General features: G+C 59.4%; 19 protein-coding genes. 18 read left to right on the forward strand and 1 reads right to left on the reverse strand.

Annotation, left to right across the window (positions count from 1 at the left end; translation table 11 throughout):
• The first annotated feature begins 5 nt into the window (after positions 1–5).
• The 7 genes from AC6I6H_RS06990 to AC6I6H_RS07020 all read left to right on the forward strand — a co-directional run bounded on the left by AC6I6H_RS06990 (position 6) and on the right by AC6I6H_RS07020 (position 10,974).
• Positions 6–281: a DUF1294 domain-containing protein gene (locus AC6I6H_RS06990; RefSeq protein WP_497953024.1), complete on the forward strand. Its 276-nt coding sequence runs from the start codon at positions 6–8 to the stop codon at positions 279–281.
• A gap of 507 nt (positions 282–788) precedes the next feature.
• Positions 789–2,606, forward strand: a complete 1,818-nt coding sequence (locus AC6I6H_RS06995) for an APC family permease (RefSeq protein ID WP_497953025.1) — start codon at positions 789–791, stop codon at positions 2,604–2,606.
• Positions 2,607–2,974: 368 nt separating this feature from the next.
• Positions 2,975–3,832 carry a sugar phosphate isomerase/epimerase family protein gene (locus AC6I6H_RS07000; protein ID WP_497953026.1) on the forward strand — a complete coding sequence of 286 codons (858 nt, stop codon included), beginning with the start codon at positions 2,975–2,977 and terminating at the stop codon, positions 3,830–3,832.
• A gap of 654 nt (positions 3,833–4,486) precedes the next feature.
• Positions 4,487–5,521, forward strand: coding sequence for a phenylalanine--tRNA ligase subunit alpha (pheS, locus tag AC6I6H_RS07005; RefSeq protein ID WP_497953108.1), 1,035 nt, complete (start codon positions 4,487–4,489; stop codon positions 5,519–5,521).
• A gap of 136 nt (positions 5,522–5,657) precedes the next feature.
• Positions 5,658–8,102 carry a phenylalanine--tRNA ligase subunit beta gene (gene pheT, locus AC6I6H_RS07010; protein WP_497953027.1) on the forward strand — a complete coding sequence of 815 codons (2,445 nt, stop codon included), beginning with the start codon at positions 5,658–5,660 and terminating at the stop codon, positions 8,100–8,102.
• Positions 8,103–8,158: 56 nt separating this feature from the next.
• Positions 8,159–9,787 carry a cell division protein ZapA gene (gene zapA, locus AC6I6H_RS07015; RefSeq protein WP_497953028.1) on the forward strand — a complete coding sequence of 543 codons (1,629 nt, stop codon included), beginning with the start codon at positions 8,159–8,161 and terminating at the stop codon, positions 9,785–9,787.
• Between the two features lie 740 nt (positions 9,788–10,527).
• Positions 10,528–10,974 (forward strand): DUF441 domain-containing protein, encoded by a 447-nt coding sequence (locus AC6I6H_RS07020; protein ID WP_497953109.1) that lies wholly within the window; start codon positions 10,528–10,530, stop codon positions 10,972–10,974.
• Positions 10,975–11,106: 132 nt separating this feature from the next.
• On the opposite strand, the gene AC6I6H_RS07025 is transcribed toward AC6I6H_RS07020, so the two are convergent.
• Positions 11,107–11,469 (reverse strand): phage holin family protein, encoded by a 363-nt coding sequence (locus AC6I6H_RS07025; protein WP_497953029.1) that lies wholly within the window; start codon positions 11,467–11,469, stop codon positions 11,107–11,109.
• Between the two features lie 245 nt (positions 11,470–11,714).
• Here AC6I6H_RS07025 and AC6I6H_RS07030 point away from each other — a divergent pair, with 245 nt between their 5' ends.
• The 11 genes from AC6I6H_RS07030 (at position 11,715) to AC6I6H_RS07080 (ending at position 21,602) form a co-directional block, all read left to right on the forward strand.
• A complete protein-coding gene (locus AC6I6H_RS07030; RefSeq protein ID WP_497953030.1) occupies positions 11,715–14,084 on the forward strand; it encodes an endonuclease MutS2 in 2,370 nt (789 codons plus the stop codon).
• Between the two features lie 110 nt (positions 14,085–14,194).
• A complete protein-coding gene (locus AC6I6H_RS07035) occupies positions 14,195–14,875 on the forward strand; it encodes a PspA/IM30 family protein (protein ID WP_497953031.1) in 681 nt (226 codons plus the stop codon).
• A gap of 100 nt (positions 14,876–14,975) precedes the next feature.
• Positions 14,976–15,395 (forward strand): DUF350 domain-containing protein, encoded by a 420-nt coding sequence (locus AC6I6H_RS07040; protein ID WP_497953032.1) that lies wholly within the window; start codon positions 14,976–14,978, stop codon positions 15,393–15,395.
• Between the two features lie 29 nt (positions 15,396–15,424).
• Positions 15,425–15,907 carry a hypothetical protein gene (locus tag AC6I6H_RS07045; protein ID WP_497953033.1) on the forward strand — a complete coding sequence of 161 codons (483 nt, stop codon included), beginning with the start codon at positions 15,425–15,427 and terminating at the stop codon, positions 15,905–15,907.
• A 98-nt stretch (positions 15,908–16,005) separates the two neighbouring features.
• Entirely contained in the window at positions 16,006–17,310 is a 1,305-nt protein-coding gene (locus AC6I6H_RS07050; protein WP_497953034.1) for an MFS transporter, read from the forward strand.
• A 34-nt stretch (positions 17,311–17,344) separates the two neighbouring features.
• The gene (gene cysK / locus AC6I6H_RS07055; protein WP_497953035.1) at positions 17,345–18,313 is read left to right on the forward strand and encodes a cysteine synthase A; all 969 of its coding nucleotides are present in this window, start codon (positions 17,345–17,347) and stop codon (positions 18,311–18,313) included.
• An 89-nt stretch (positions 18,314–18,402) separates the two neighbouring features.
• Positions 18,403–18,663: a hypothetical protein gene (locus tag AC6I6H_RS07060; RefSeq protein ID WP_497953036.1), complete on the forward strand. Its 261-nt coding sequence runs from the start codon at positions 18,403–18,405 to the stop codon at positions 18,661–18,663.
• Positions 18,664–18,890: 227 nt separating this feature from the next.
• Positions 18,891–19,379 (forward strand): Lrp/AsnC family transcriptional regulator, encoded by a 489-nt coding sequence (locus AC6I6H_RS07065; protein WP_497953037.1) that lies wholly within the window; start codon positions 18,891–18,893, stop codon positions 19,377–19,379.
• 16 nt (positions 19,380–19,395) lie between these two features.
• Positions 19,396–20,586: an aminotransferase class I/II-fold pyridoxal phosphate-dependent enzyme gene (locus AC6I6H_RS07070; protein ID WP_497953038.1), complete on the forward strand. Its 1,191-nt coding sequence runs from the start codon at positions 19,396–19,398 to the stop codon at positions 20,584–20,586.
• 105 nt (positions 20,587–20,691) lie between these two features.
• Complete coding sequence (locus AC6I6H_RS07075; protein WP_497953039.1) at positions 20,692–20,955, forward strand: aspartyl-phosphate phosphatase Spo0E family protein; 264 nt, start codon at positions 20,692–20,694, stop codon at positions 20,953–20,955.
• Positions 20,956–21,062: 107 nt separating this feature from the next.
• Positions 21,063–21,602: a hypothetical protein gene (locus AC6I6H_RS07080; protein ID WP_497953040.1), complete on the forward strand. Its 540-nt coding sequence runs from the start codon at positions 21,063–21,065 to the stop codon at positions 21,600–21,602.
• Positions 21,603–21,678: the final 76 nt, after the last annotated feature.

Genomic DNA, 21,678 nt, shown 5'->3' on the forward strand with positions numbered 1-21,678 from the left:
GACGGGTGCAAACCGCATTAATCATCTACATTGCCGTGCTTTCCGCGCTCGGCTATGCCATGATGGGCAATGACAAAGCCCGCGCGCGCCGGAACAAACGGCGCATTCCGGAGGCTCGCCTGTTTGGCGTCGCTCTCATTGGCGGCGCGCTTGGCGTGCTGTTCGGCATGTACCGGTTCCGCCACAAAACGCTGCATTTGAGCTTCCGCGTCGGCATTCCGCTTCTGCTGGTCTGGAATGCGGCGGTCGTTTCGTATCTGATTCGGCTTTCTGCCGGTTGAGGCGGATGTCACGGTTAAAAACAAGAAAAGCCTCACCCTTCGATGGATTTCGGAGGGCGAGGCTTTTATCGCTTCACGTATTTTGCAGTGTACCAATCCGTGCGGTTTTCGCTTGCTCTACCGATACTGCTGAAAGATAAGAATATAATTGTTTTGTGTCGTTTCCCGTTCCGTCCAAGTCATAGACCGAGACGACGATTTCCCTTTTCACCAATCGGACATAGCCGCCTCCCAATTTTCGCGTAAAACGAAGCCCCATTGTGAAATAATGAACACGGCACAGATAGGGACGCGTCAGAAGGCGGATTCCAGTTTTTTTCAATTGCAGCCGCCCTTTTTGGCCGAAGCGGGATATTTACGCCGCCGTGGGGGGAACTTATAATTAGCATCTGTGAACTGGAATTGCAGGTAGTTATCGTCCATGTCGCCCGCCGGGGCTCGCTGGAAGACAAAAACATGCAGGACAAATCTGTGTGTTTTTTTATTTGAAGAAAAGGTGTGATTGGTTTGGCCAGCAAGCTCAAACGATTCCTGATCGGCCGTCCGATGAAGTCGACGGATCTGGAAGCTGAAAAATTATCCAAGCTTAAGGCGCTTGCCGTCCTCTCGTCCGACGCGCTGTCGTCGGTCGCGTACGGGACGGAGCAAATATTGATCGCGCTGATGGCCGCCGGCTTTGCCGCCGCGTGGTATTCGGTGCCCATTTCCTTTGCCGTATTGGCCCTTTTGGTGATTCTGGTTGTCTCCTACCGTCAAACCATCTTCGCTTACCCCTCCGGGGGCGGGGCGTACATTGTGTCCAAAGACAACCTCGGGACGTACACCAGCCTGGTCGCCGGGGGATCGCTTCTGGTCGATTACATATTGACCGTTGCCGTCAGCTCGTCCGCCGGGACGGACGCGATCACGTCCGCGTTTCCGCAGCTGCACGATTACCGGGTTTACATCGCCATTGCCATGATTCTGTTTTTGACCATCATGAACCTGCGCGGCACCACCGAATCCGCCAGCGTGCTGGCGATCCCGGTGTACTTGTTTATCGGGTCGATCGCCGTGCTGATCGTGGCGGGGCTGATCAAATACCTCACCGTCGGCCCGCAAGGGCATGTGCCGGAGTTCGGCTCCGCGGTGTCCAACGTCAGCCTGTTCCTGCTGCTGAAGGCGTTCAGCTCCGGCTGTTCGGCTCTGACCGGCGTCGAGGCCGTCTCCAATGCGATTCCGAATTTTCGCCAGCCGTCTGAAAAAAACGCCGCCAAGACCCTCATGATGATGGGCTTTATCCTTGGCTTCATGTTCCTCGGCATTACGCTGCTGGCTTACTGGAACGGGATCGCGCCCAATCCGACCAGCACCGTCGTCTCCCAGGTCGCCGAATCCACCTTTGGCCGCGGAGTCCTGTATTACTGGATTCAGGGCATTACGGCGCTGATTTTGTTCCTGGCGGCAAACACCGCATATTCGGCTTTTCCGCTGCTCGCCTTTATGCTTTCAAAGGATAAATTTCTGCCCCATGCGTTTCAGGTTCGCGGAGACCGGCTTGGCTTCTCCAACGGCATCATTTTTCTCGGCGTTTTCTCCGCGCTTCTGGTCATTATGTTTAACGGCAATACGGAAAGCCTGATTCCGCTGTATGCGGTGGGCGTGTTCATTCCCTTTACGCTTTCCCAGCTCGGCATGATGCTCCGCTGGCGGAAGCTCCGTCCCCCGGGCTGGACGTTGAAATTCGTCGTCAATACGATCGGCATGCTGACCACGCTTACGATCACCCTGATTTTCATCATCACGAAATTTGACCATACCTGGGGCGTTTTCGTATTCCTGCCCGCCGTCATCTACCTGTTTGTGCGCATCCGCCGGCATTACGCGAACATCGCAGACGAACTGCGGCTGAACCTGAAGACCGACAAACCCGTCATAAAAGGAAGCACCATCATCGTGCCGGTGGCCGGCGTGACGCGGGTTGTGCTGAACTCGATCAGCTACGCACGCTCTCTGACGGAAAACGTGGTCGCCGTTTACGTCGGGTTCGATGAGGAAGAAATTCGCCGCATGGAGGAAAAGTGGGCCGAGTGGGACCCGGGCATCCGCCTGATCACGCTGCGCTCCCGGTACCGGAGCATCATCCGTCCGCTTTTGCGGTTTATTGACACGGTGGAGTGGAAAACGTCCGAAACGGACCACATCACCATCCTGATTCCGCAATTTATCACGCGGCACTGGTGGCAAAATCTGCTTCACAACCAGACCAGCCTGCTGATCCGCGCTTTTCTCTTTGCCCAAAAAGACATCGTCATCGCCACCGTGCCGTACCACTTGCGCAAATAACGGAAGCGGCGCGCCGTTGATCGCACAGGGAGCGTTTTACGGTGCAGACTGAAAAGCGTATTGCCGCGAGGCCGAAGCGTCCTATGGATCAGACGGGGCTTATCGCACCGGCCGGGCGTCTAACCGCGCAAGCTAAAGCGTGCCTTGGTCGGCCGCCCTTCCCGGACAAACAAGCCGTTCCGTTCATAGCGGACGGCTTTTTTTCTGCTTTCGGCCGGTTTTTCCGCCGGATTGGGCATATCCGGCATATCTGCCAGGAAGGCGCTTTCCCCGGGGCGGGCATCCGGGTATACTGGTGGGGAAGAGGCTGCTTTAACGCCCCGAAAGGGAAGCTGAAAACGGGCAGCTTACAGGAGGAGAGTCAAGCTATGAAACCGGGCATCAGCACCTACAGCTTGTACAAGGCCATGCAAAACGGGGAACTGGATATTCTCGGCGTCATCGACTGGATCGCGGAAGCCGGCGCGGAGCACGCCGAGATTGTGTCGCTCGGCCTGAATCTGGCCGGGCAGCCGGAGCTGACGGAGCAAATCCGGAAGCGGGCCGAGGCGAAAGGGATCGCCCTTTCCAACTATGCGACCGGCGGCAACCTGGCGGTGGACAGCGAGGAGGACTTCGAGCGGGAGGTCGAACGGCTGCTCAAAGAAGTGGACGTCGCGCGCGGACTTGGCGTCAAGCTGATGCGGCATGATGTGGCCAGCCACCCGGACACGTCGATTCGCAACTTTCTGAACCGGCTGCCGAAGCTGGCCGAAGGCTGCCGCCGGGTAGCGGATTACGCCGCCGAAGCCGGCATCGTGACCAGCGTGGAAAACCACGGTTATTTTCTGCAGGCAAGCGACCGCGTACAAGCGCTGCTGCATGCGGTGGACCGGCCGAATTTCAAAACAACGCTCGACATCGGCAACTTCATGTGCGCCGACGAAGACCCGGTGGCTGCCGTCAAGAACAACATCGGGTACGCATCGATGGTACATATCAAAGACTTTTATCTGCGCCCCGCAGCCGCGGAGCCGGGCGAAGGCTGGTTCCGCACAACGTCCGGCAATTACCTGCGCGGCGCAATTGTCGGCAACGGGGATATTCCGATGGCGCAGGTTTTCAAGGTGCTCAAAGGCTCGGGGTACGACGGTTATCTTTCCGTCGAATTCGAGGGGATGGAGCCTTGCCGCGAAGGAACGCGGATCGGATTGGCAAACGTCCGCCGGCTGTGGGATCAGGCGTAACGAAACGATAATTTTTTGCAAAAAATAAAAGGTTGGCAAGGAAAAGCCTCCCGGCTTCGTGCGCTGCGCGAAATCGGGAGGCTTTGTCATAACTGGCATTTTTCGCTTCGTCATCTGTGAGGGAAAACGAGGAAATAGGGCTAACGGATTAGCACTGGTACACTCGCGGCCTGCCTTCGATCCGGCAAAAAGCGTCGCCGCACCTTGCAGCCGGCATCCGGTTTGCGTATAATAAGCGGTAACATTTTAAATGCCATGATGGAGAAGAGTAAGCAGTGCTTCGCGACAGGGAGGAAACGCCGGAGATTGAGAGCGTTTCTCGGGAATCAGGCTGCTGAAGTTCGCTCCGGAGCAGTCCCTTGAACCGCCGCTTGCGGGCGGAAACGGTAGGGAGCCGGCGGCGCTGCCGCACGGTCCGGCCGTTCGCCCCGATTCGAAAGCCGCGCAGTAGAGCCGACCGGTTACGAGCCGTTATTCGACAGAGCGAGCAAGCGGATTCCTGCGCCATTCCGGCGGGAACGCGGTTACCGGCCGTACGCCGGCCGAGGCGCCGCATGCTTAAACAAGGGTGGTACCACGGCGATTTCGTCCCTTACGGGACGGGGTCGCCTTTTTGCTTTTGCCATACACCGCTAAAAGGGGCGACGAATCATGATGAAGGAACGTTTGATCGAACTGAAGCAAACGGTGCTGAACGAGCTGAAGGACGTTAAGGGCATCCAGCAATTGAACGAGCTCAAGGTCAAGTACCTCGGCAAAAAAGGACCGCTGACCGAAATCCTGCGCGGCATGGGCGCGCTCAGCGCGGAGGAGCGCCCGCTGATCGGGCAGGTGGCGAACGAGGTGCGCCAGTCCATCGAGCAGGCGCTCGAGGAACGCCAGGCGGACATGCAGCGCCGGGAAACGGAGGAGCGGCTGAGATCGGAAACGATCGACGTGTCTCTGCCGGGCCGGCCGGCGCCGGCCGGAGCGGCGCATCCGCTCAGCAAGGTGGTTCAGGAGATCGAGGATATTTTCGTCGGCATGGGGTACACGGTTGAGGAAGGCCCGGAAGTCGAGCAGGATTACTACAACTTTGAAGCGTTGAACCTTCCCAAAAACCACCCGGCGCGCGACATGCAGGATTCGTTTTATTTGACGGAGGAGCTGCTGCTTCGTACGCATACCTCTCCGGTGCAGGTGCGCACCATGGAACGCCGCAAAGGCGCGGTTCCGGTCAAAATCATCTGCCCCGGCAAGGTTTACCGGCGGGACGAGGACGACGCGACCCACTCTCACCAGTTCACGCAGGTGGAAGGGCTTGTAATCGGCAAAAACATCCGCATGAGCGACCTGAAAGGCACCCTGCTCCAATTTGCCCGGGAAATGTTCGGGCCGAACGTGAAAATCCGGCTTCGCCCGAGCTTTTTCCCGTTCACCGAACCGAGCGCGGAGGTCGACGTTTCCTGCATGATGTGCGGGGGTGAAGGCTGCCGGACCTGCAAAGGCAGCGGCTGGATCGAAATTCTCGGCTCCGGAATGGTGCATCCCGAAGTGCTGCGCATGAGCGGATATGATCCCGAGGAATACAGCGGCTTTGCATTCGGGATGGGTCCCGAACGGATCGCGATGCTGAAGTACGGCGTGGACGACATCCGCCATTTCTATGGCAACGATCTGCGTTTTCTCCGGCAGTTTACCCAAAAGTAAGAAGCAGGCGAGATCGGCGGCTGCAAGCCTGTCCGCCGCGTGACAGAGCGCAATGCGCACTCGAAGCACGAATCAGGAGGCCCGAGGAGGCCTTGTCTATATGCAACCAATCCAACGTTAGGGACGTGAGCCAAGCATGAAAGTATCGTACCGATGGTTATCCGAATACGTCGATTTGACGGGCTATAGCGCCAAAGAGCTGGCCGAAAAGCTGACTCGCAGCGGCGTGGAAGTAGACGGAGTGGAAGCTTTGAACAAAGGCGTGCAGGGCGTGGTGACCGGCTACGTCAAAGCCAGACAGAAGCACCCCGACGCGGACAAGTTGAACGTTTGCACGGTGGACGCCGGGACGGGCGAGGACCTGCAAATCGTCTGCGGCGCTCCGAATGTGGCGGAGGGGCAAACGGTCCCCGTGGCCCTGATCGGCGCCAACCTGCCGGACGGCTTGAAGATCAAACGCGCCAAGCTGCGGGGCGTCGAGTCCCAAGGCATGATTTGCTCTGCCAAAGAGCTTGGTATCAACGACCGCTACCTTCCGAAAGAAGTGCAGGAAGGCATTCTGGTTCTCCCGGAGGGAACCGCTGTCGGACAAAATATTCTCGACGTGCTTGGCATTGACGACGAGGTGCTGGAGCTTGACCTGACGCCGAACCGTTCGGACTGCCTGAGCATGCTCGGCGTCGCATATGAAATTGCGGCGATTCTCGGCCGCGAGGTGCGCTTGCCAGACCCGCAGGAGGGGCTTGCCGAAGAAGGCGCCCCGGCGGCGGATAAGCTCAAGGTGGACATCAGCGCGCCGGAAGCTTGCCCCCATTATGCGGTTCGCCTGCTGGAAGGCGTCAAGATCGGCCCATCCCCGCTCTGGATGCAGTACCGGCTTATGGCCGGCGGCATCCGGCCGATCAACAATGTGGTCGATATTACCAACTACGTCATGCTGGAATACGGTCAACCGCTTCATGCCTTTGACGCCGACAAGCTGGCGGGCGGCCGCATCGAAGTCCGCATGGCCCGCGAAGGCGAGCGGCTGGTGACGCTGGACGGCGTGGACCGGGAACTTGCTTCCTCGATGCTCCTGATCACCGACGGCCCGACGCCGGCCGGAATCGCGGGCGTCATGGGCGGTGAAAACTCCGAGGTTACGGCAAGCACCGCGCGCATCGCCCTGGAATCGGCCCATTTCGCCGGTCCCTCCATCCGACGCACCTCCCGCCAGCTGAGCCTCCGTTCGGAAGCCAGCCTGCGCTTTGAAAAGGAAGTGAACCCCGAAGCCGTTATCGCGGCGCTGGACCGGGCCGCTTCCCTGATGTGCCGCTACGCTGGAGCGAAAGCCGCCGCCGGAACGGTTGAAGCCAAGGCCCGCCCCTACGAGCAGCAACGCGTTCCGCTTGCGCTCGCCAAGGTCAACGGGCTTCTCGGCATGGAGCTTTCGTTCCGGGATGTCCAGGACGTGCTGGACCGCCTCCATTTCGATTATGAAGAAGCGGGAGAAGACACTGTTCTGGTCAAGGTTCCCGGCCGCCGGGGGGACATCGCCCGCGACGTCGACCTGATCGAGGAAATCGCCCGTCTGTACGGCTATGACAACATCCCGACGACTCTGATGGTCGGCGTCACCACGCCGGGTTCGCTCACCCGATCCCAGCGCCTTGTCCGCAGCGTCCGCAGCCTTTTGACGGACAGCGGCCTGAACGAAGCAATTACCTATTCGCTGACGCAGCCGGAACAGCACGAACAGTTTCCCGGCGCATACGAGGAAGCCAAACCGGTCCGGCTGGCGCTGCCGATGAGCGAGGACCGCAGCGTGCTCCGCACCAGCCTGGTGCCGCAGCTGCTGGAGGCCGCCCGGTATAACCGGAACCGCAACAATGCCGACCTCGCCCTTTTTGAAATCGGCCGCGTCTTTATAACCGACGAAGAAACGCTCACCCGCCAGCCCAAGGAAAAGCTGCTTCTGACGGTTCTTTTGACCGGAACCCGGACGCCGCAGCATTGGGCGGAAAAAGCCGCAAAGGTGGATTTCTATGATTTGAAAGGCATTTTCGAAAAGGTGACGGAAGCGCTTGGCGTCGAAGGCGTTCGGTACCGGGGCGTCTCCGTGCCGGGCTTGCATCCGGGGCGGACAGCGGAAATCGCCGCCGTGCGGAACGGGGAAGAGGCCTTTATCGGCCGGATCGGCCAAGTGCATCCGGACCTTCAGCGCGAGCTGGACCTGGAAGAAACGTATGTGCTCGAAGCCGAGCTGGAAACGCTGATCGGACTCGCGGGCGGTACGATTGAATACCGCACGCTGCCCCGTTTCCCGGCGGTTACGCGCGACATCGCCGTCGTGGTGGACCGGACGGTTCCGGCCGGCGAGCTGCTTGCCGAAGCGCGGAAAGTCGCGGGCGGACTGCTGGAGTCGAGCGGCGTGTTCGACGTCTACAGCGGAGAACGCCTCGGAGAAGACCGCAAGAGCGTGGCGCTTACCTTCCGTTACCGCAATCCGGAACGGACGCTGACGGACGAGGAAGTAACCGAAGCCCACGGGAAGGTGCTGGCGGCGCTGGAACAAACTTTTGGCGCGGAGCTTCGAAAGTAGCAGGAACAGGACGGCTTTTCGCGAATACGTAAACAAGCGTGGGAGGAGGTTTATGCATGAGCCAGGAAGAAACGACACGCCTGTCGGTCGATATCTACGGGACGCAGTACCGCCTGAAAGGCACCTCAAGTCCCGCCTATATGAAAAGGGTCGCGGCCCGGGTCAATGAACAAATGCAGCAGATCGCCCATACGAATCAGCGTCTGGATACGACGAAGATTGCCGTTTTGGCGGCTGTCAACATAGCGGATGAGTTTATCAAAATCCAGGATGAGCTGGAACGGCTTGCAGCGGAAACGGAGCGGCTCGGCAATCTGGAACGGGAGCTTCGCAAAAAGGCCGATCAATACGATGGGCTGCGCGAGTCCTTTGAAGCGCGGGACAAAGAATTCCGGGAACTGGAGCAGGTCCGGCGGGAAGAAGCGGAAAGCTTCTCCCGCGCCCGGACCGAGTGGTCCTCCGAACGCCAGCGTTTGGACGCGGAGAAGACCGGACTGAAGAAGGAACTGGAAGAGAAAAACCGCGAGGCGCAAAAAGCGGCCGAGCGGATCAAAGAGCACGAAAGCGTCCGCAATTCGCTTGTGCAGGAGCGCAAAGCCTTGCAGGATAAAGCAAACGCCGCACAAAACGAAGCGGGCAAGCTGCGCAAGGAGCTGGAGCAGACGGCCGCAAAAGCGGACGAGCTGGCAAAAGCGGGCGAGAAGGCCCGCAAGGAGCTGGCGGATTACCGGGCGCAGCAGGAGGGCGAAGTCCGCCGTCTGAAGGAAACGCATGCGGCCGAGCTGGCCAAGCTGCGTGAAACGGCAAGCGCGGAAAGCGAAGCCTTGCAGAAGGAGCGGCGCGAAGAGCTGCGCCGCCTGCAGGAAGTCCATGCCGGCGAGCTGCGGAAGCTGCAGGAAGCCCATGCGGCGGAGCTTCGGGAAATGCAAAGCGCGCAGGCCGAGGAACTGATTCGCCTGCGCGGCGAAGCGGCGGAAACCGCCGGGCGCTTGCAGGAAACCCACGCTGCCGATGCGGAGGAATGGAAGCGGCGGCTGGACGAAGCCGAACGGTATCTGGTGGAAGAAACGGAACGGCTGCGCAGCGAACAGGCGGAACGCGAAACCAGGCTGAAGCGCGAGCATGAAGAAGAGCTGGAGCGTAAAGATTTGTTTTTGGCGGAGGAGCTGGAGCGCGTTCAGGCGTCCATGCTCGCGGATGCCGTCCGGCTGGAGGAGGAACGCGACGCCGCGCGGGAAGAGAAGGCGCGGGTAGCGGCCGAGCTTGCGGAGCAGCATGAGCGCGAGCTGGCGGAGCAGGAAGCAGCGCTAGCGGAGCAGCATGAGCGCGAGCTGGCGGAGCGCGAAGCGGCGCTCGCGGAGCAGCACAAGCGCGAGCTTGCGGAGCGCGAAGCGGCGCTAGCGGAGCAGCGTGAGCGCGAGCTGGCGGAGCGCGAGGCGGCGCTTGCGGAGCAGCATGAGCGCGAGCTGGCGGAGCGTGAAGCGGCGCTTGCGGAGCAGCATGAGCGCGAGCTGGCGGAGCGCGAAGCGGCGCTCGCGGAGCAGCGTGAGCGCGAGCTGGCGGAGCGCGAGGCGGCGCTTGCGGAGCAGCATGAGCGCGAGCTGGCGGAGCGTGAAGCGGCGCTTGCGGAGCAGCATGAGCGCGAGCTNGGCGGAGCGCGAAACGGCGCTCGCGGAGCAGCGTGAGCGCGAGCTGGCGGAGCGCGAGGCGGCGCTTGCGGAGCAGCGTGAGCGCGAGCTGGCTAAACTGCGGCAGAGCGCCGATCTGGAGGCGGACGCGATGTTCCGCGAGCTGGAGAGCGAAACCGCCAAGCAGGTCGCGGCGGCGCGCGAAGCCGAAGCGGCCCGGCTGGGTGCGGAGCAGGAAGCTTTGCTTGCCCGGCTGTCCGAGGCGGAAAGCCGGTTGGGCGATCTCCAGGCGGGCTGGGCGGAAGAGAAGGACCGGTTGGAGTACGCCCTGCTGTCGCTTCGAAGCGAGCTGAACAAGACGGCCGAACGCGAGAAACGGCTCGACGAAGAACTGGCGGCCGTACGCCAAAGCGAATCCGACGAGGCCGAGCGGCTTGCCGTCAAGGAGCGCGAGCTGGCCGCTGCCGAAGACCGGCTGGAGGCGGCGGAGGCCGCCATTGCGGAAGCGAGACGCGAAGCCGAAGAACTGGCCGCCGCGCTGCGGCAGGAGCGGGAGGACAGATCCGTTTCGGCGGACCAACCGCTGGAACAGGAATACGCCAAGCTGCAGCAGGAGTATGAAATGCTCAAAAAAGAGTATAATGAGTGGATCGAACTGGTCATGGAAGAATCCACCGAGGAAGCGGGCCGAAAATAATGTTCGGTGCGGGAACCCCCTCACGGGGGTTTTTCGTGTTCGATAAGGCCGTCCTCCGGCAAGAAACCGAGATCGAAAGGAGGCAATCCGCTTGGCCAACATTGACATAACCGCCGTCGTGCTGCTGATCTTCGCCGCGCTCGGCCTGATCAGCAGCAACCAGTCCGTCGCGGTGGCGATGGTCGTTCTGCTGCTGGTGCGGCTCACGCCGCTGAACCAGGCGTTTCCCTGGATCGAGAAACACGGCCTAACCGTCGGGATTGTGATCCTGACGATTGGGGTCATGTCCCCTATCGCAAACGGCAAGCTGTCGCCGCAGGATATGCTGCAATCCTTCACCAATTGGAAATCGCTGCTCGCCGTCGCAACCGGGGTGCTCGTTTCCTACCTGGGCGGCCGCGGCGTCGCCCTGATGGGGAATCAGCCCACTATCGTTGCGGGACTGCTCATCGGGACAGTCCTTGGCGTCGCGTTGTTCCGCGGCGTTCCCGTGGGGCCTTTGATCGCGGCCGGCCTCCTGTCGCTGGTTATCGGGAAAACCGGTTAACCGGCGTTGAAGCCGACTCCTCCGCCAGAAAGCGGAATGCGTGAAGCTCCGGATGCAAAGCAAACCGGCGGCTTGGACCGATGTCCAGGCCGCCGGTTTTTTGCCGCCGGCAGGCGGCAGCGAAATTCCGCTTTAACGTGCTCCTTCGGTCCCGTTCCGTTTTCCGATGCCGGCAATGGGAACGAACAGGTCAATGATGCCGATAACCAGCGCCGCAAGCAGTGCGCCGAGCAGCGTCACGCGGATACCGCCGACGATAAACTGGCTGACGTAGATCACCAGCGCGCTGAGCAGAAATCCGACGACTCCCCGGCCGAAGGGACTGACATTTTTTCCGAAAAGACTTTCGATCACCCAGCCGAGCAGAGCGACCACAAGGGCCAGCAGCAGTGCGCTGCCGAAGCCCCCGACCCGGAACCCGGGAACCAGCCATGCGGTGACGAGCAACACAATGGCGGTGACCACAAAACGGACGATTGCGCCCAGAATACGCATGCGGATTACCTCCTCCCTGTAAGGACATACGGATAGTATTTCCCGAGTTGGCCGGGTTATGAACCGGGGAGGCGTTTGCGGCGGAGCGGAAACGCCGAGCTTTTGCCGATACCGGCTCCTGGACATGAGGCGGTCCAGGCTTATATCCGGGAATATTCCGCTATAGTCAAACGCTCGAATAGCTTATCCGGCGGGCTTTGGATATAATAGAGGCGGTAACGAACCATGATAGGAGCAGGATCAAAGTGGAAGGCAAAATTTTAAATACACTTGAATTTCATAAAATTCTGGACGCCCTGACGGAACGGGCCGCAACTAGCCTGGGCAAAACCCGGGCGGAAGCGCTCCGCCCGAGCGGCGTGCTGGAAGAGGTCAAGCGGCGCCTTCAGGCGACCGACGAAGCGTTTGCGGTCGACCGGCTCAAGGGGGGCGCTCCCTTCGGCGGCATCCGCGATGTCCGTCCGGCCCTGCGCCGGGCCAAGCTTGGCGGCATGCTGAATCCGGCCGAGCTGCTCGACATCGCCACCACGATGAAAGGCGGCCGACGGCTGCGCCGGTTTTTGGAGACCGTCCATTCCGATCACCCGATTCCGCTGCTTGCCGACCTGGCCGAGCTGATCAGCGAGGACCGACAGGCGGAGACGCGCATTCTTGAATGCATCGATGAACAGGCTTACGTCATGGATACAGCGAGTCCCGAGCTCAACCGGACGCGCCAAGAGCTGCGCAACGGCGAAGCGCGCGTTCGCGAACGGCTGGATCAAATGATCCGCACCCCGTCCGTGCAGAAAATGCTGCAGGAGAACCTGGTCACCATCCGCGGAGACCGGTACGTCATTCCGGTTAAAGCGGAATACCGCAGCCATTTCGGCGGCATCGTGCACGATCAGTCGGCCTCCGGGGCGACCATGTACATCGAGCCCGAAGCCGTCGTGCAGATGAACAACCGTTTGCGCGAGCTGAAGCTGAAGGAAGAGCGCGAGATCGAGAAGATTCTTCAGATGCTGTCGGCCATGGTGGCGGAATTCGCCGAGCCGCTCGAAGCCAACCTGGACGTTCTCGGCGAGCTGGACTTTATTTTTGCCAAGGCTACGCTGGCACGCACCATGAAAGGAACGCTGCCGGTCATGAACGACCGGGGCTTCCTCAAGCTGAAAAAAGGCCGCCATCCGCTGCTGACCCGGGATAACGTCGTGCCGCTCGACGTTGAGCTCGGCAACCAGTATAGCGCCATCATTGTGACGGGGCCGAATACGGGCGGCAAAACAGTCACTCTGAAAACGATCGGCCTGCTCAGTCTGATGGCCATGTCCGGCCTGTTCATCCCGGCGGAGGACGGAAGCCAGATGTGCGTCTTTGACGGCATTTATGCGGACATCGGGGACGAGCAGAGCATTGAGCAAAACCTCAGTACCTTTTCCAGCCACATGACCAACATCATCTCCATCCTGCGCGGCATGACGCCGAAAAGCCTGGTGCTGCTGGACGAGGTCGGGGCCGGAACGGACCCGGCGGAGGGCTCGGCCCTTGCGATCGCGATTCTGGAATACATCCATTCGATGGGCTGCCGTCTGGTCGCGACTACCCACTACAGCGAGTTAAAGGCTTACGCCTATGACAAAAAGGGCGTCGTCAACGCCAGCATGGAGTTCGACATCAACACGCTCAGCCCCACCTACAGGCTGCTGGTCGGCATACCCGGCCGAAGCAACGCGTTTGCGATTGCGGAGCGGCTCGGGCTGTCCCGCTCGATCATCGAGCATGCGCGCGGCCAGGTCGGCGAGGAGGACCAGCGCGTCGAGTCGATGATCGCAACGCTGGAGGAAAACCGGCTGACCGCCGAAGCGGAGCGCACCAGCGCCGAGAAGCTCCGGGCGGAGGTGGAGGCGCTGCGCCGCAAGCTGGAAAACGAGGAGCGCCGCTTCGCCGAAGAGCGCGGCCGGCTGCTGGCCCAGGCCGAGCAGGAAGCGGAGGCCGCCGTTGCCAAAGCCCGCCGGGAAGCGGAGGAGATCGTGACCGAGCTTCGGCGGATGGCCTTGGAAGGCGGCCGCATCAAGGAGCACGAGATCATTGGCGTCCGCCGCCGGCTGGATGAAGCGGTGCCCGACCTGGCGCCGAAGAGCGGTCCGGGCAAGCCGCCGGTCAAGAAAGAAAAGGCAATCGAGCCCGGAGACGAGGTTATGGTGGCCAAATTCGGCCAGCGCGGCCATGTGGTTGAGATCGGCGGCGGAGAAGCGACCGTCCAGCTCGGCATCATGAAAATGAAGGTGCCGGTCTCCGACCTGGAGTCGGTCAAGACGGCGTCCTCCCAGAAGAAAAAGCCCGCGCCGCAGCAAACCGTTACCGGCGTCAAACGCACCCGGGACGACAACGCGCGGCTGGAGCTGGACCTGCGCGGCCAGAACATCGAAGATTCGATCGTCGAGGTGGACCGGTTCCTGGACGAATCGTTCCTGGCAAATTTCCCGCAGGTGTATCTGATTCACGGCAAAGGCACGGGAGCGCTGCGCTCCGGCATCCAGGACTATCTGCGCCGCCACCGCCATGTCAAAAGCTTCCGGGACGGGGCTTACAACGAAGGAGGCACCGGCGTCACCGTCGTCGAGCTGAAATAAAAAGCCCCCCGAAATTCTTGAAACCTTGTTTTGCCGCATGCGTAAATAATCCTTGTGGAACCAAAAATGAACAAAATGCCGGCACAATAGATTCAGGGAGGATGAGCAGAATGGGAATTTTTAAACGTTTGCGCGATTTGACGGCCGCTTCGATCAACGATCTCTTGGATAAAGCCGAGGATCCGGTCAAAATGCTGAATCAGTTCCTCCGCGACATGGAGCAGGACATCATGGACGCCGAAGCGGCGGTCGCGAAGCAAATCGCGGTGGAAAAGAAATTCAAGCAGCAGTACGAAGAAGCGCAGGAAATGGTCGAGAAGCGCCAGGCGCAGGCCGAAAAAGCGATCGAGCAGGGCAACGAAGACCTGGCCCGCCGCGCGCTTCAGGACAAGAAAGAGCATCAAACCCGCTATGACGAAATGAAGGGGCAGTTCGACATCGCCAAAGCGAACGCCGACCGTCTCCGCGACCAGCTGGGCGAGATGAAAGACGAGTTTACGAAAATGAAGAACAAAAAGGATCTTCTGGTCGCCCGGGCGGAAGCAGCCAAAGCGCAGAAATCCATCAACCAGGCGATGTCCGGCTTCGGAACGGACAATGCCGCCCGCGGCTTCGACCGGATGAGCGACAAGGTTGCCCAGATGGAAGCCGAAGCGCAGGCCAGCAACGAGCTTCGCTCCAAAAACCGGAGCCTGGACGACGAGCTGGCCAAGCTGGACCAGAACGACGGCGTCGAAGACGAGCTCGCGGCCCTGAAGGCAAAAGTCGCGTCCCGCAAAGAGCAGCAGTAAGACGCGTTTTAAAACCGATAGCGCCGGGTAAGAGGCTGAAGAGCGGTTCTTCAGTCTCTTCCGGCGTTTCTGTGCTTACATAATCGCAGGAGGCGTTCCGATGAACAAAGAGGTAGACTGGATGCTGGACAATCCCTACCTGAACACGCTCGCTTTTTTTTCGGTAGCGGCTGTCGCCCTGATTTTGTTTATGCTGGTGTTCAACCGGATCACCCGTTACAACGACTGGCACGAGATCAAAAAGGGAAACGTAGCCGTAGCGATGGCGACGGGCGGGAAAATTTTCGGGATCTCGAATATTTTCCGCTTCGCCATCCTCAACAACGACACCATTCTGGAATCGATCATTTGGGCTTCCTACGGTTTCGTGCTGCTGCTGGCGGCGTATTTTTTGTTTGATCTGCTGACCCCTTATTTTAAAATCGACGAAGAAGTCAAAAGCGGCAACAAAGCCGTCGGGTTGGTTTCGATGATCATCTCGGTTTCCATTTCCTATGTAATTGGAGCCAGCGTGAATTAACGAACCCCAACAGAAAGGATGAGTCCCCTATGAACGAGGAGAATCAGATATGCCCCTGGTGTCAAACCGAGATTGTGTGGGACCCCGAGATCGGGCCGGAATCGGTCTGTCCCCACTGCTTGAACGAGCTTGGCGATTACCGCAGCGTTTCCCTGACGCTGGATGAGGAAGAGGACGAAGACGACGGCGAGCCTTCGTTTGAATACACCAAAGCGGAACCGGATGAGGAGGAAAGCTCGTTTCGCGAAGCCTACCTGCAAAAGGCGCAGGCGCTCACCGATCTGCAGGAGGAAGCGCCGGAATGCGGCAACTGCCGCGAGCTGATGCTGCTCGGCAGCGTGATCCGGCTGTCCGGGGACAATCACGTGCCCGTCCAGCCGCCCGGCATCAAGGAGCCGCTCACGCCGGAAATTCTGGAGATGAACTTGTATGTATGCCCCGCCTGCTTCAAAACGGAGACGTATCTGAACGAGGGCGGCCGGCTCCGGCTTCGCCAGGCGCTCAGCGACTAAACCGGCTCGCGTTCCGGGGCTTCCATCCCTTGGCCTTTCCCCCCGGGCACGATAACGTTTCACGGTTGGATTTCTTCGCTGCGGGGCAAAGTAAGCCAATGAACCATACTGCCGATTTGCCCAAATCATCCGCCGGAAGCCGTTTCCGCTCCTCTGAAGAAGACGGCCGCAAGCCGCCGAAAGCGTTGACGGCCCAAGCCCGCCTTTTGCTCCTGGTCGGCGCCTTGTACGTGGTGGCGGGTGCTCTGTCCGGGACCTTTGTACACGTTTACTTGTGGAAAGCCAAAAACGATCTGGCCATGATCGGCTGGTTTTCCGTCTGGCAGCAGGCGGCCATGGCCCTCACGTTCTGGATCGGGGGGAAATGGGCCAAGGAAGGAAACAAAATGAACGTTTTGCGGGCCGGCCTGCTGACAGCGATTGTTTTTTACTCCCTCGTTCTGCTGCTCGGTCGCGCCACGATCCGTTATTTCGTGCCGCTCGGCTGCATCCAGGGGGTAATGGCGGGCTTTTTTTGGCTGGCCTTCAACGTTTTGTACTTTGAAGTGACCGGTCCGGAGAACCGCGACCGCTTCAACGGCTGGTCCGGGCTGCTCAGCTCCGCTTCGGGTATGCTTGCGCCGCTTTTATCGGGGTACATCATTACCCGGATGCACGGAACGCAAGGGTACCGCGTTATCTTCCTGCTGTCGCTTTGTGTCTTTGCCGCCGGCTTTGCCTGCAGCTTTTTTCTGAGCAAACGCAAATCGGAAGGCCGGTACCGCTGGGGGTTCGCCCGGGAAATTTTGGCCCGGCCGCATGGAAGCTGGCGGACGATTTTGCCCGCCATGGGCGCCCAGGGGCTGCGGGAGGGGGTATTTGCGTTTGTTTTCAGCCTGCTGGTCTACATCAGCACCCGAAACGAGCTTCGGCTCGGAAATTATTCCTTCATCACCTCCGGGGTCGCGCTGGCCAGCTACTATGCGGTCGGGCGGCTGCTGAAGCACCGCCACCGCAAATGGGCCATGCTGACCGGCATTCTGGCCATGACCGCGGTGCTTCTTCCCCTTTTCGGCCGAATCAGCTACTGGAACCTGCTGGTGTACGGAATCGGAACTTCGCTGTTCATTCCGCTTTATCTGGTGCCGGTGACTTCGGTTGCCTTCGACGCCATCGGCAAGGAGCGGGACGGGGCCGAAAACCGGGTGGAGTACGTGGTCGTCCGGGAGGTGGCCATGAACGGTGGACGCGTGATCGGAACGCTTTTATTCATCGCTGTCGTTTCACGCACCGCTTCGCCCAATGCGCTGATTTCCCTGCTGACGGGCATCAGCTTAACGCCGTTAATTGTCTGGCGGCTTCTGCTTCCATGGCTGAAAGGGGGGAAAGAGAAGCAGTTGACGGACCCGATCCAAACCCGATAAAATAAGTAGGAATAGGAAAAGGGAGCGGATGCGTGTGTCGTTAAAAATTCATGGGAGCATTACGGAGCTGATTGGCCGGACGCCGGTGGTTCGCCTGAACCGGCTCGTCGGCGGACAGGATGCGGAGGTATTGGTCAAGCTGGAATTTTTCAATCCGAGCGGAAGCGTGAAAGACCGCGCTGCCTTCAACCTGATCGAGCAGGCCGAGAAGAACGGGGAGCTGCAGCCGGGGGCGACGATCATTGAAGCGACGAGCGGCAACACGGGGATCGGCCTGGCGATGAACGCGGCGGCAAAAGGCTACCGTCTGATCATTGTCATGCCGGATAACATGACCCGGGAACGCATCAACCTGCTGCGCTCGTACGGAGCGGAAGTGGTGCTGACTCCGGACGCCGAGCGGATGCCGGGGGCGATCCGCAGGGCGCAGGAGCTTGCCGACCGGATTCCCGGCAGCTACATCCCGCGCCAATTCGAGAACAAAGCCAACCCGGATATTCACCGGGAAACAACCGCGCTTGAAATCCTTGAGCAGACGGAAGGGCGTCTGGACGCGTTTGTCGCTTCTTCCGGTACAGGAGGCACCATAACCGGAACCGGCGAGGTGCTCAAAGAGCGCATTCCGGGCATCCGGGTCTATGTGGTCGAGCCCGACGGGTCCCCGGTTCTTTCCGGCGGCCAGCCGGGACCCCATAAGCTGGTGGGGACAAGCCCGGGGTTCATCCCTCCGGTATTGAATACTTCGGTATACGACCGCATTTTGCGCGTCAAGGACGAAGACGCGGTTCGCGTTACGCGCGAGCTGGCCGCGATGGAGGGCATTCTGGTCGGACCGTCCGCCGGTGCGACGGTCTGGGGGGCGCTGCAGATTGCCCGTGAGCTCGGTCCCGGCAAACGGGTGCTGTGCATTGCGCCCGACACCGGCGAACGTTACATGAGCACGGACATTTTCTCCGTCCCGGTTCACTTTGCGGCGGCCGGTCCTAAAAATCCCTCCCGATAAGGGAGGTTTTTTTGCCGGGGTGTTGAATAAAAATCCACTTAACTGTATAATTATAATTAATCCATTAGAGAACAGGGGGATTTCGCAAAATGATCGCATTGCAAATGGGGGGGCCGGAACCCTCTACGCTGAAGCAGCTTTTGCTATCTTCGGGCGGCAAGACCGCACCGGATACGAACGCTTACGAAATCGCCGCCTATGACGACGGCGTCCTGGTTGCGGTAGGCGGCCGGCTTTCGAGCGGGGCGGGCGACTGGAGCTTTGTCGTTCACCCGGATTATGCGGAACGCGGACTTCAGCAAAACATGCGCAAGCTGCTGAGCGCACAGGTTCCTGCGGCGGTCTGCTGAAAGGACCGGTTGGCGGAACCGGCCTGAGGCACTCGCTTCCAAACCATCGTTAACGATACGAAAATCGAACGGCTTCGGCTTCCCGCTGGCTTGTTTCTGCGCGGAACCGGGGCTTTTTTTGTGCCGCCGGAGGGGGAAGTGCGTCTTTGCAGGCACCCGGGTTTCGTTGTATAGTGGTACTAATCGTTTTTTATGCGAGGTTAATTTATGTGCAGGAGGCTTGTCGAATGGGAGAATTGAAGTTGCGAATCCTGGACCTGCTGAAGGAAGACGCCCGGACGGATTCGGCCACCATGGCCACCATGCTTGGCGTAACCCGGGAAGAAGTGGAAGCGGCGGTAGCAGAGCTTGAAGCGGAGCATGTTATCGTAAAATATGCAGCGGTCATCAACTGGGCCAAGGTCAACGAATCGGTGACGGCTTTGATCGAGGTGCAGATTACTCCCGAAAGAGGACGGGGCTTTGACGCCATCGCCGAACGAATCTACCTGTATCCCGAGGTGAAGTCCGTCTATCTGATGTCGGGCGCTTACGATCTCCTCGTGGAGATCGAAGGGCGGACGCTGCAGGAAGTTGCCTCCTTCGTTTCCAACCGGCTGTCTCCGATCGACCGGGTGCTTTCCACCAAAACGCATTTTATTTTGAAAAAATACAAACAGGACGCGATCATCTTCGACGACAAGGATGAGGATCGGCGTTTGATGATATCCCCGTGAGGAGAGGGCGGTTCGGATGGACAACAAGATAAAAACGATGGAGGACTATCTGAACCCGCGGGTCAGAGCCATCCCTCCTTCGGGCATCCGCAAGTTTTTTGATCTGGTGAGCGGGGGGAAGGATATCATTTCCCTCGGCGTGGGCGAACCGGATTTCGCTACGCCCTGGCATGTGCGCGACGCCGCCGTCGTTTCTCTGGAGCGCGGCTACACCAAATATACCGCGAACGCCGGCATGCCCGAGCTGCGGGAAGCGATTGCGGGGTATATGCATACCGGCTTCAGCCTGACCTATAACCCGAAGGATGAAATGATCGTTACCATCGGCGGCAGCGAGGGGATCGACCTGGCGCTCCGGGCGCTGGTAAATCCCGGCGACGAGGTGCTGGTGCCGGAGCCCTGCTACCTGCCGTATACGCCGATAACCCAGCTCAGCGGCGGGACGGCCGTTCCCATTGAAACGTTCGCCAAGGACGGCTTCAAGCTGACCCCCGAGCTGCTGAAGGCACACATTACGCCGAAATCGAAAATTCTCATCCTGTGCTTCCCCAGCAACCCGACGGGCGGTATTATGAGCTACGAGGATCTTCTTCCGATCGCCAAGATTGCGGAAGAAAACGATCTGATCGTCATATCCGACGAAATATACGCCGAATTGACGTACGGCAAACGGCATGTGAGCATCGCGTCGCTGCCCGGCATGAAGGACCGCACGATTGTGGTGAGCGGCTTTTCGAAGGCGTTTTCGATGACGGGCTGGCGGATGGGGTATGTGTGCGGGCACCGCGAGCTGATAGCCGGCATGCTGAAGATCCACCAGTACACCGTGATGTGCGCCCCGGCCATGGGCCAGGTGGCCGCGCTCGAGGCGCTGCGCGGCGGCAGGGAAGAAGTGCAGCACATGGTGGAATCGTACAACCAGCGGCGCCGCCTGGTAGTGAAGGGGTTCCGTGAAATCGGCCTCGAATGCCACGAACCGGAAGGCGCGTTTTATGCGTTTCCAAGCATCGCATCCACCGGACTTTCGTCCGAGGCTTTTGCCGAACGGCTTGTGGCCGAAGCCCGGGTTGCCGCGGTCCCCGGCAATGTCTTTGGTCTCGGGGGCGAAGGCTTTATCCGCTGCTCCTATGCAACTTCAGTCGCACAATTGAACGAAGCGCTGGAGCGGATAGGAGAATTTGTCCGAAAAGTAAAAACGGAAGAATAGCATTGCATTTTTTGCAAAAACTGCTATATTTATTATGAATCCGTAAATGGAAGAAGATGTAACATCTTAGCGAAATTCCTGCCAGGTCAGAAGGGAGGGTGTTGAATGGTATACGGTCAGGGCGCATGGGCGGCCTCCGGCAGCTATATGGTCGTGCGGGAAAGAACGTTCGGCAAGCGGCCGAAACCCTGTCATACCCCGAAATCCTCTTCTTTATCCTTCTTGGAGGAAGAGATTTACTCCTTGCGAACCCGCATGGAGGAGCTGTTCGAGCGGGAGCAATCCCTTACGTCTCCCCCTGTGGTCGAAGCAAGCAGCAAGCTGGATTTGAAGATCAATGAATATATGGAGAAAACCGGAATCCGCTGATTCCGGTTTTTGTTTGCGCGTTACCGTGCGCGTCCTTTTATGCTATCATAGGAAAAGAATCACAAAGAATCACTGGGAAATTGCCGGAGAGAAAGGAACCGAACGACATGAGAAAGCGTTTATTAGCGGCGCTGCTGCTGGTCATGACCGTGCTTGCGGCAGGCTGCGGCGGCTCGAAGTACGATGTTTCGATTTTTGTAATGCCCCCGCAGGGTATTCCCCAGGAAATAACCGCGAAGCTGGAGACGGATTTGCAGGCTCAGCTTGGAGAAACGCCGACAATCGACATTTTGGGCTCCCCTATTTTTGACTACAACAAGGAAATGGTGGAAATCGCTGCGGGCGGCCATTTGATTTATGTGTTTGGCGAAGAGCGGTTCAAGATGTGGGCAGAGCAGGGCGATTTTCTGAATCTGGACGAGCATTTCAACCCCGAGGATTATCCGAGCGGCATTGTGGAGGCAAACGTCAGCGACGACATGGACAAGGTTGTGATGGAGAAGCATCTCTACGGCATCCCGCTCTCCGAGTCGAAGCTGATGAAAGAAGCCGGCTACGCGGGTGACGAGATATATGCGTTTATCGTTCCGCGTGAGGATGATATGACCGAAACCCTGCAAGTATTGAAGGCCCTTGCCGAAAAGTAAGCCTTTTTGGGCAGCGGACCTCCGGGCATGTCGAAACCGGTTCTCCGTACTTGTTGGGTGCAGCAGCCTTTCGCCG

It is taken from the genome of Gorillibacterium sp. sgz306347 (genome assembly GCF_059735245.1).

What these genes read in the sequence shown, in the direction of transcription:
- AC6I6H_RS07000 (WP_497953026.1), top strand. Translation starts at nt 2,975, where the DNA reads ATGAAACCGGGCATCAGCACCTACAGCTTGTACAAGGCCATGCAAAAC.
- AC6I6H_RS07050 (WP_497953034.1), top strand. Translation starts at nt 16,006, where the DNA reads ATGAACCATACTGCCGATTTGCCCAAATCATCCGCCGGAAGCCGTTTC.
- pheT (WP_497953027.1), top strand. Translation starts at nt 5,658, where the DNA reads ATGAAAGTATCGTACCGATGGTTATCCGAATACGTCGATTTGACGGGC.
- AC6I6H_RS07040 (WP_497953032.1), top strand. Translation starts at nt 14,976, where the DNA reads ATGAACAAAGAGGTAGACTGGATGCTGGACAATCCCTACCTGAACACG.
- AC6I6H_RS07075 (WP_497953039.1), top strand. Translation starts at nt 20,692, where the DNA reads ATGGTATACGGTCAGGGCGCATGGGCGGCCTCCGGCAGCTATATGGTC.
- AC6I6H_RS07025 (WP_497953029.1), bottom strand. Translation starts at nt 11,469, where the DNA reads ATGCGTATTCTGGGCGCAATCGTCCGTTTTGTGGTCACCGCCATTGTG.
- AC6I6H_RS07065 (WP_497953037.1), top strand. Translation starts at nt 18,891, where the DNA reads ATGGGAGAATTGAAGTTGCGAATCCTGGACCTGCTGAAGGAAGACGCC.
- pheS (WP_497953108.1), top strand. Translation starts at nt 4,487, where the DNA reads ATGAAGGAACGTTTGATCGAACTGAAGCAAACGGTGCTGAACGAGCTG.
- AC6I6H_RS07035 (WP_497953031.1), top strand. Translation starts at nt 14,195, where the DNA reads ATGGGAATTTTTAAACGTTTGCGCGATTTGACGGCCGCTTCGATCAAC.
- AC6I6H_RS07080 (WP_497953040.1), top strand. Translation starts at nt 21,063, where the DNA reads ATGAGAAAGCGTTTATTAGCGGCGCTGCTGCTGGTCATGACCGTGCTT.
- AC6I6H_RS07045 (WP_497953033.1), top strand. Translation starts at nt 15,425, where the DNA reads ATGAACGAGGAGAATCAGATATGCCCCTGGTGTCAAACCGAGATTGTG.
- AC6I6H_RS07070 (WP_497953038.1), top strand. Translation starts at nt 19,396, where the DNA reads ATGGACAACAAGATAAAAACGATGGAGGACTATCTGAACCCGCGGGTC.
- AC6I6H_RS07060 (WP_497953036.1), top strand. Translation starts at nt 18,403, where the DNA reads ATGATCGCATTGCAAATGGGGGGGCCGGAACCCTCTACGCTGAAGCAG.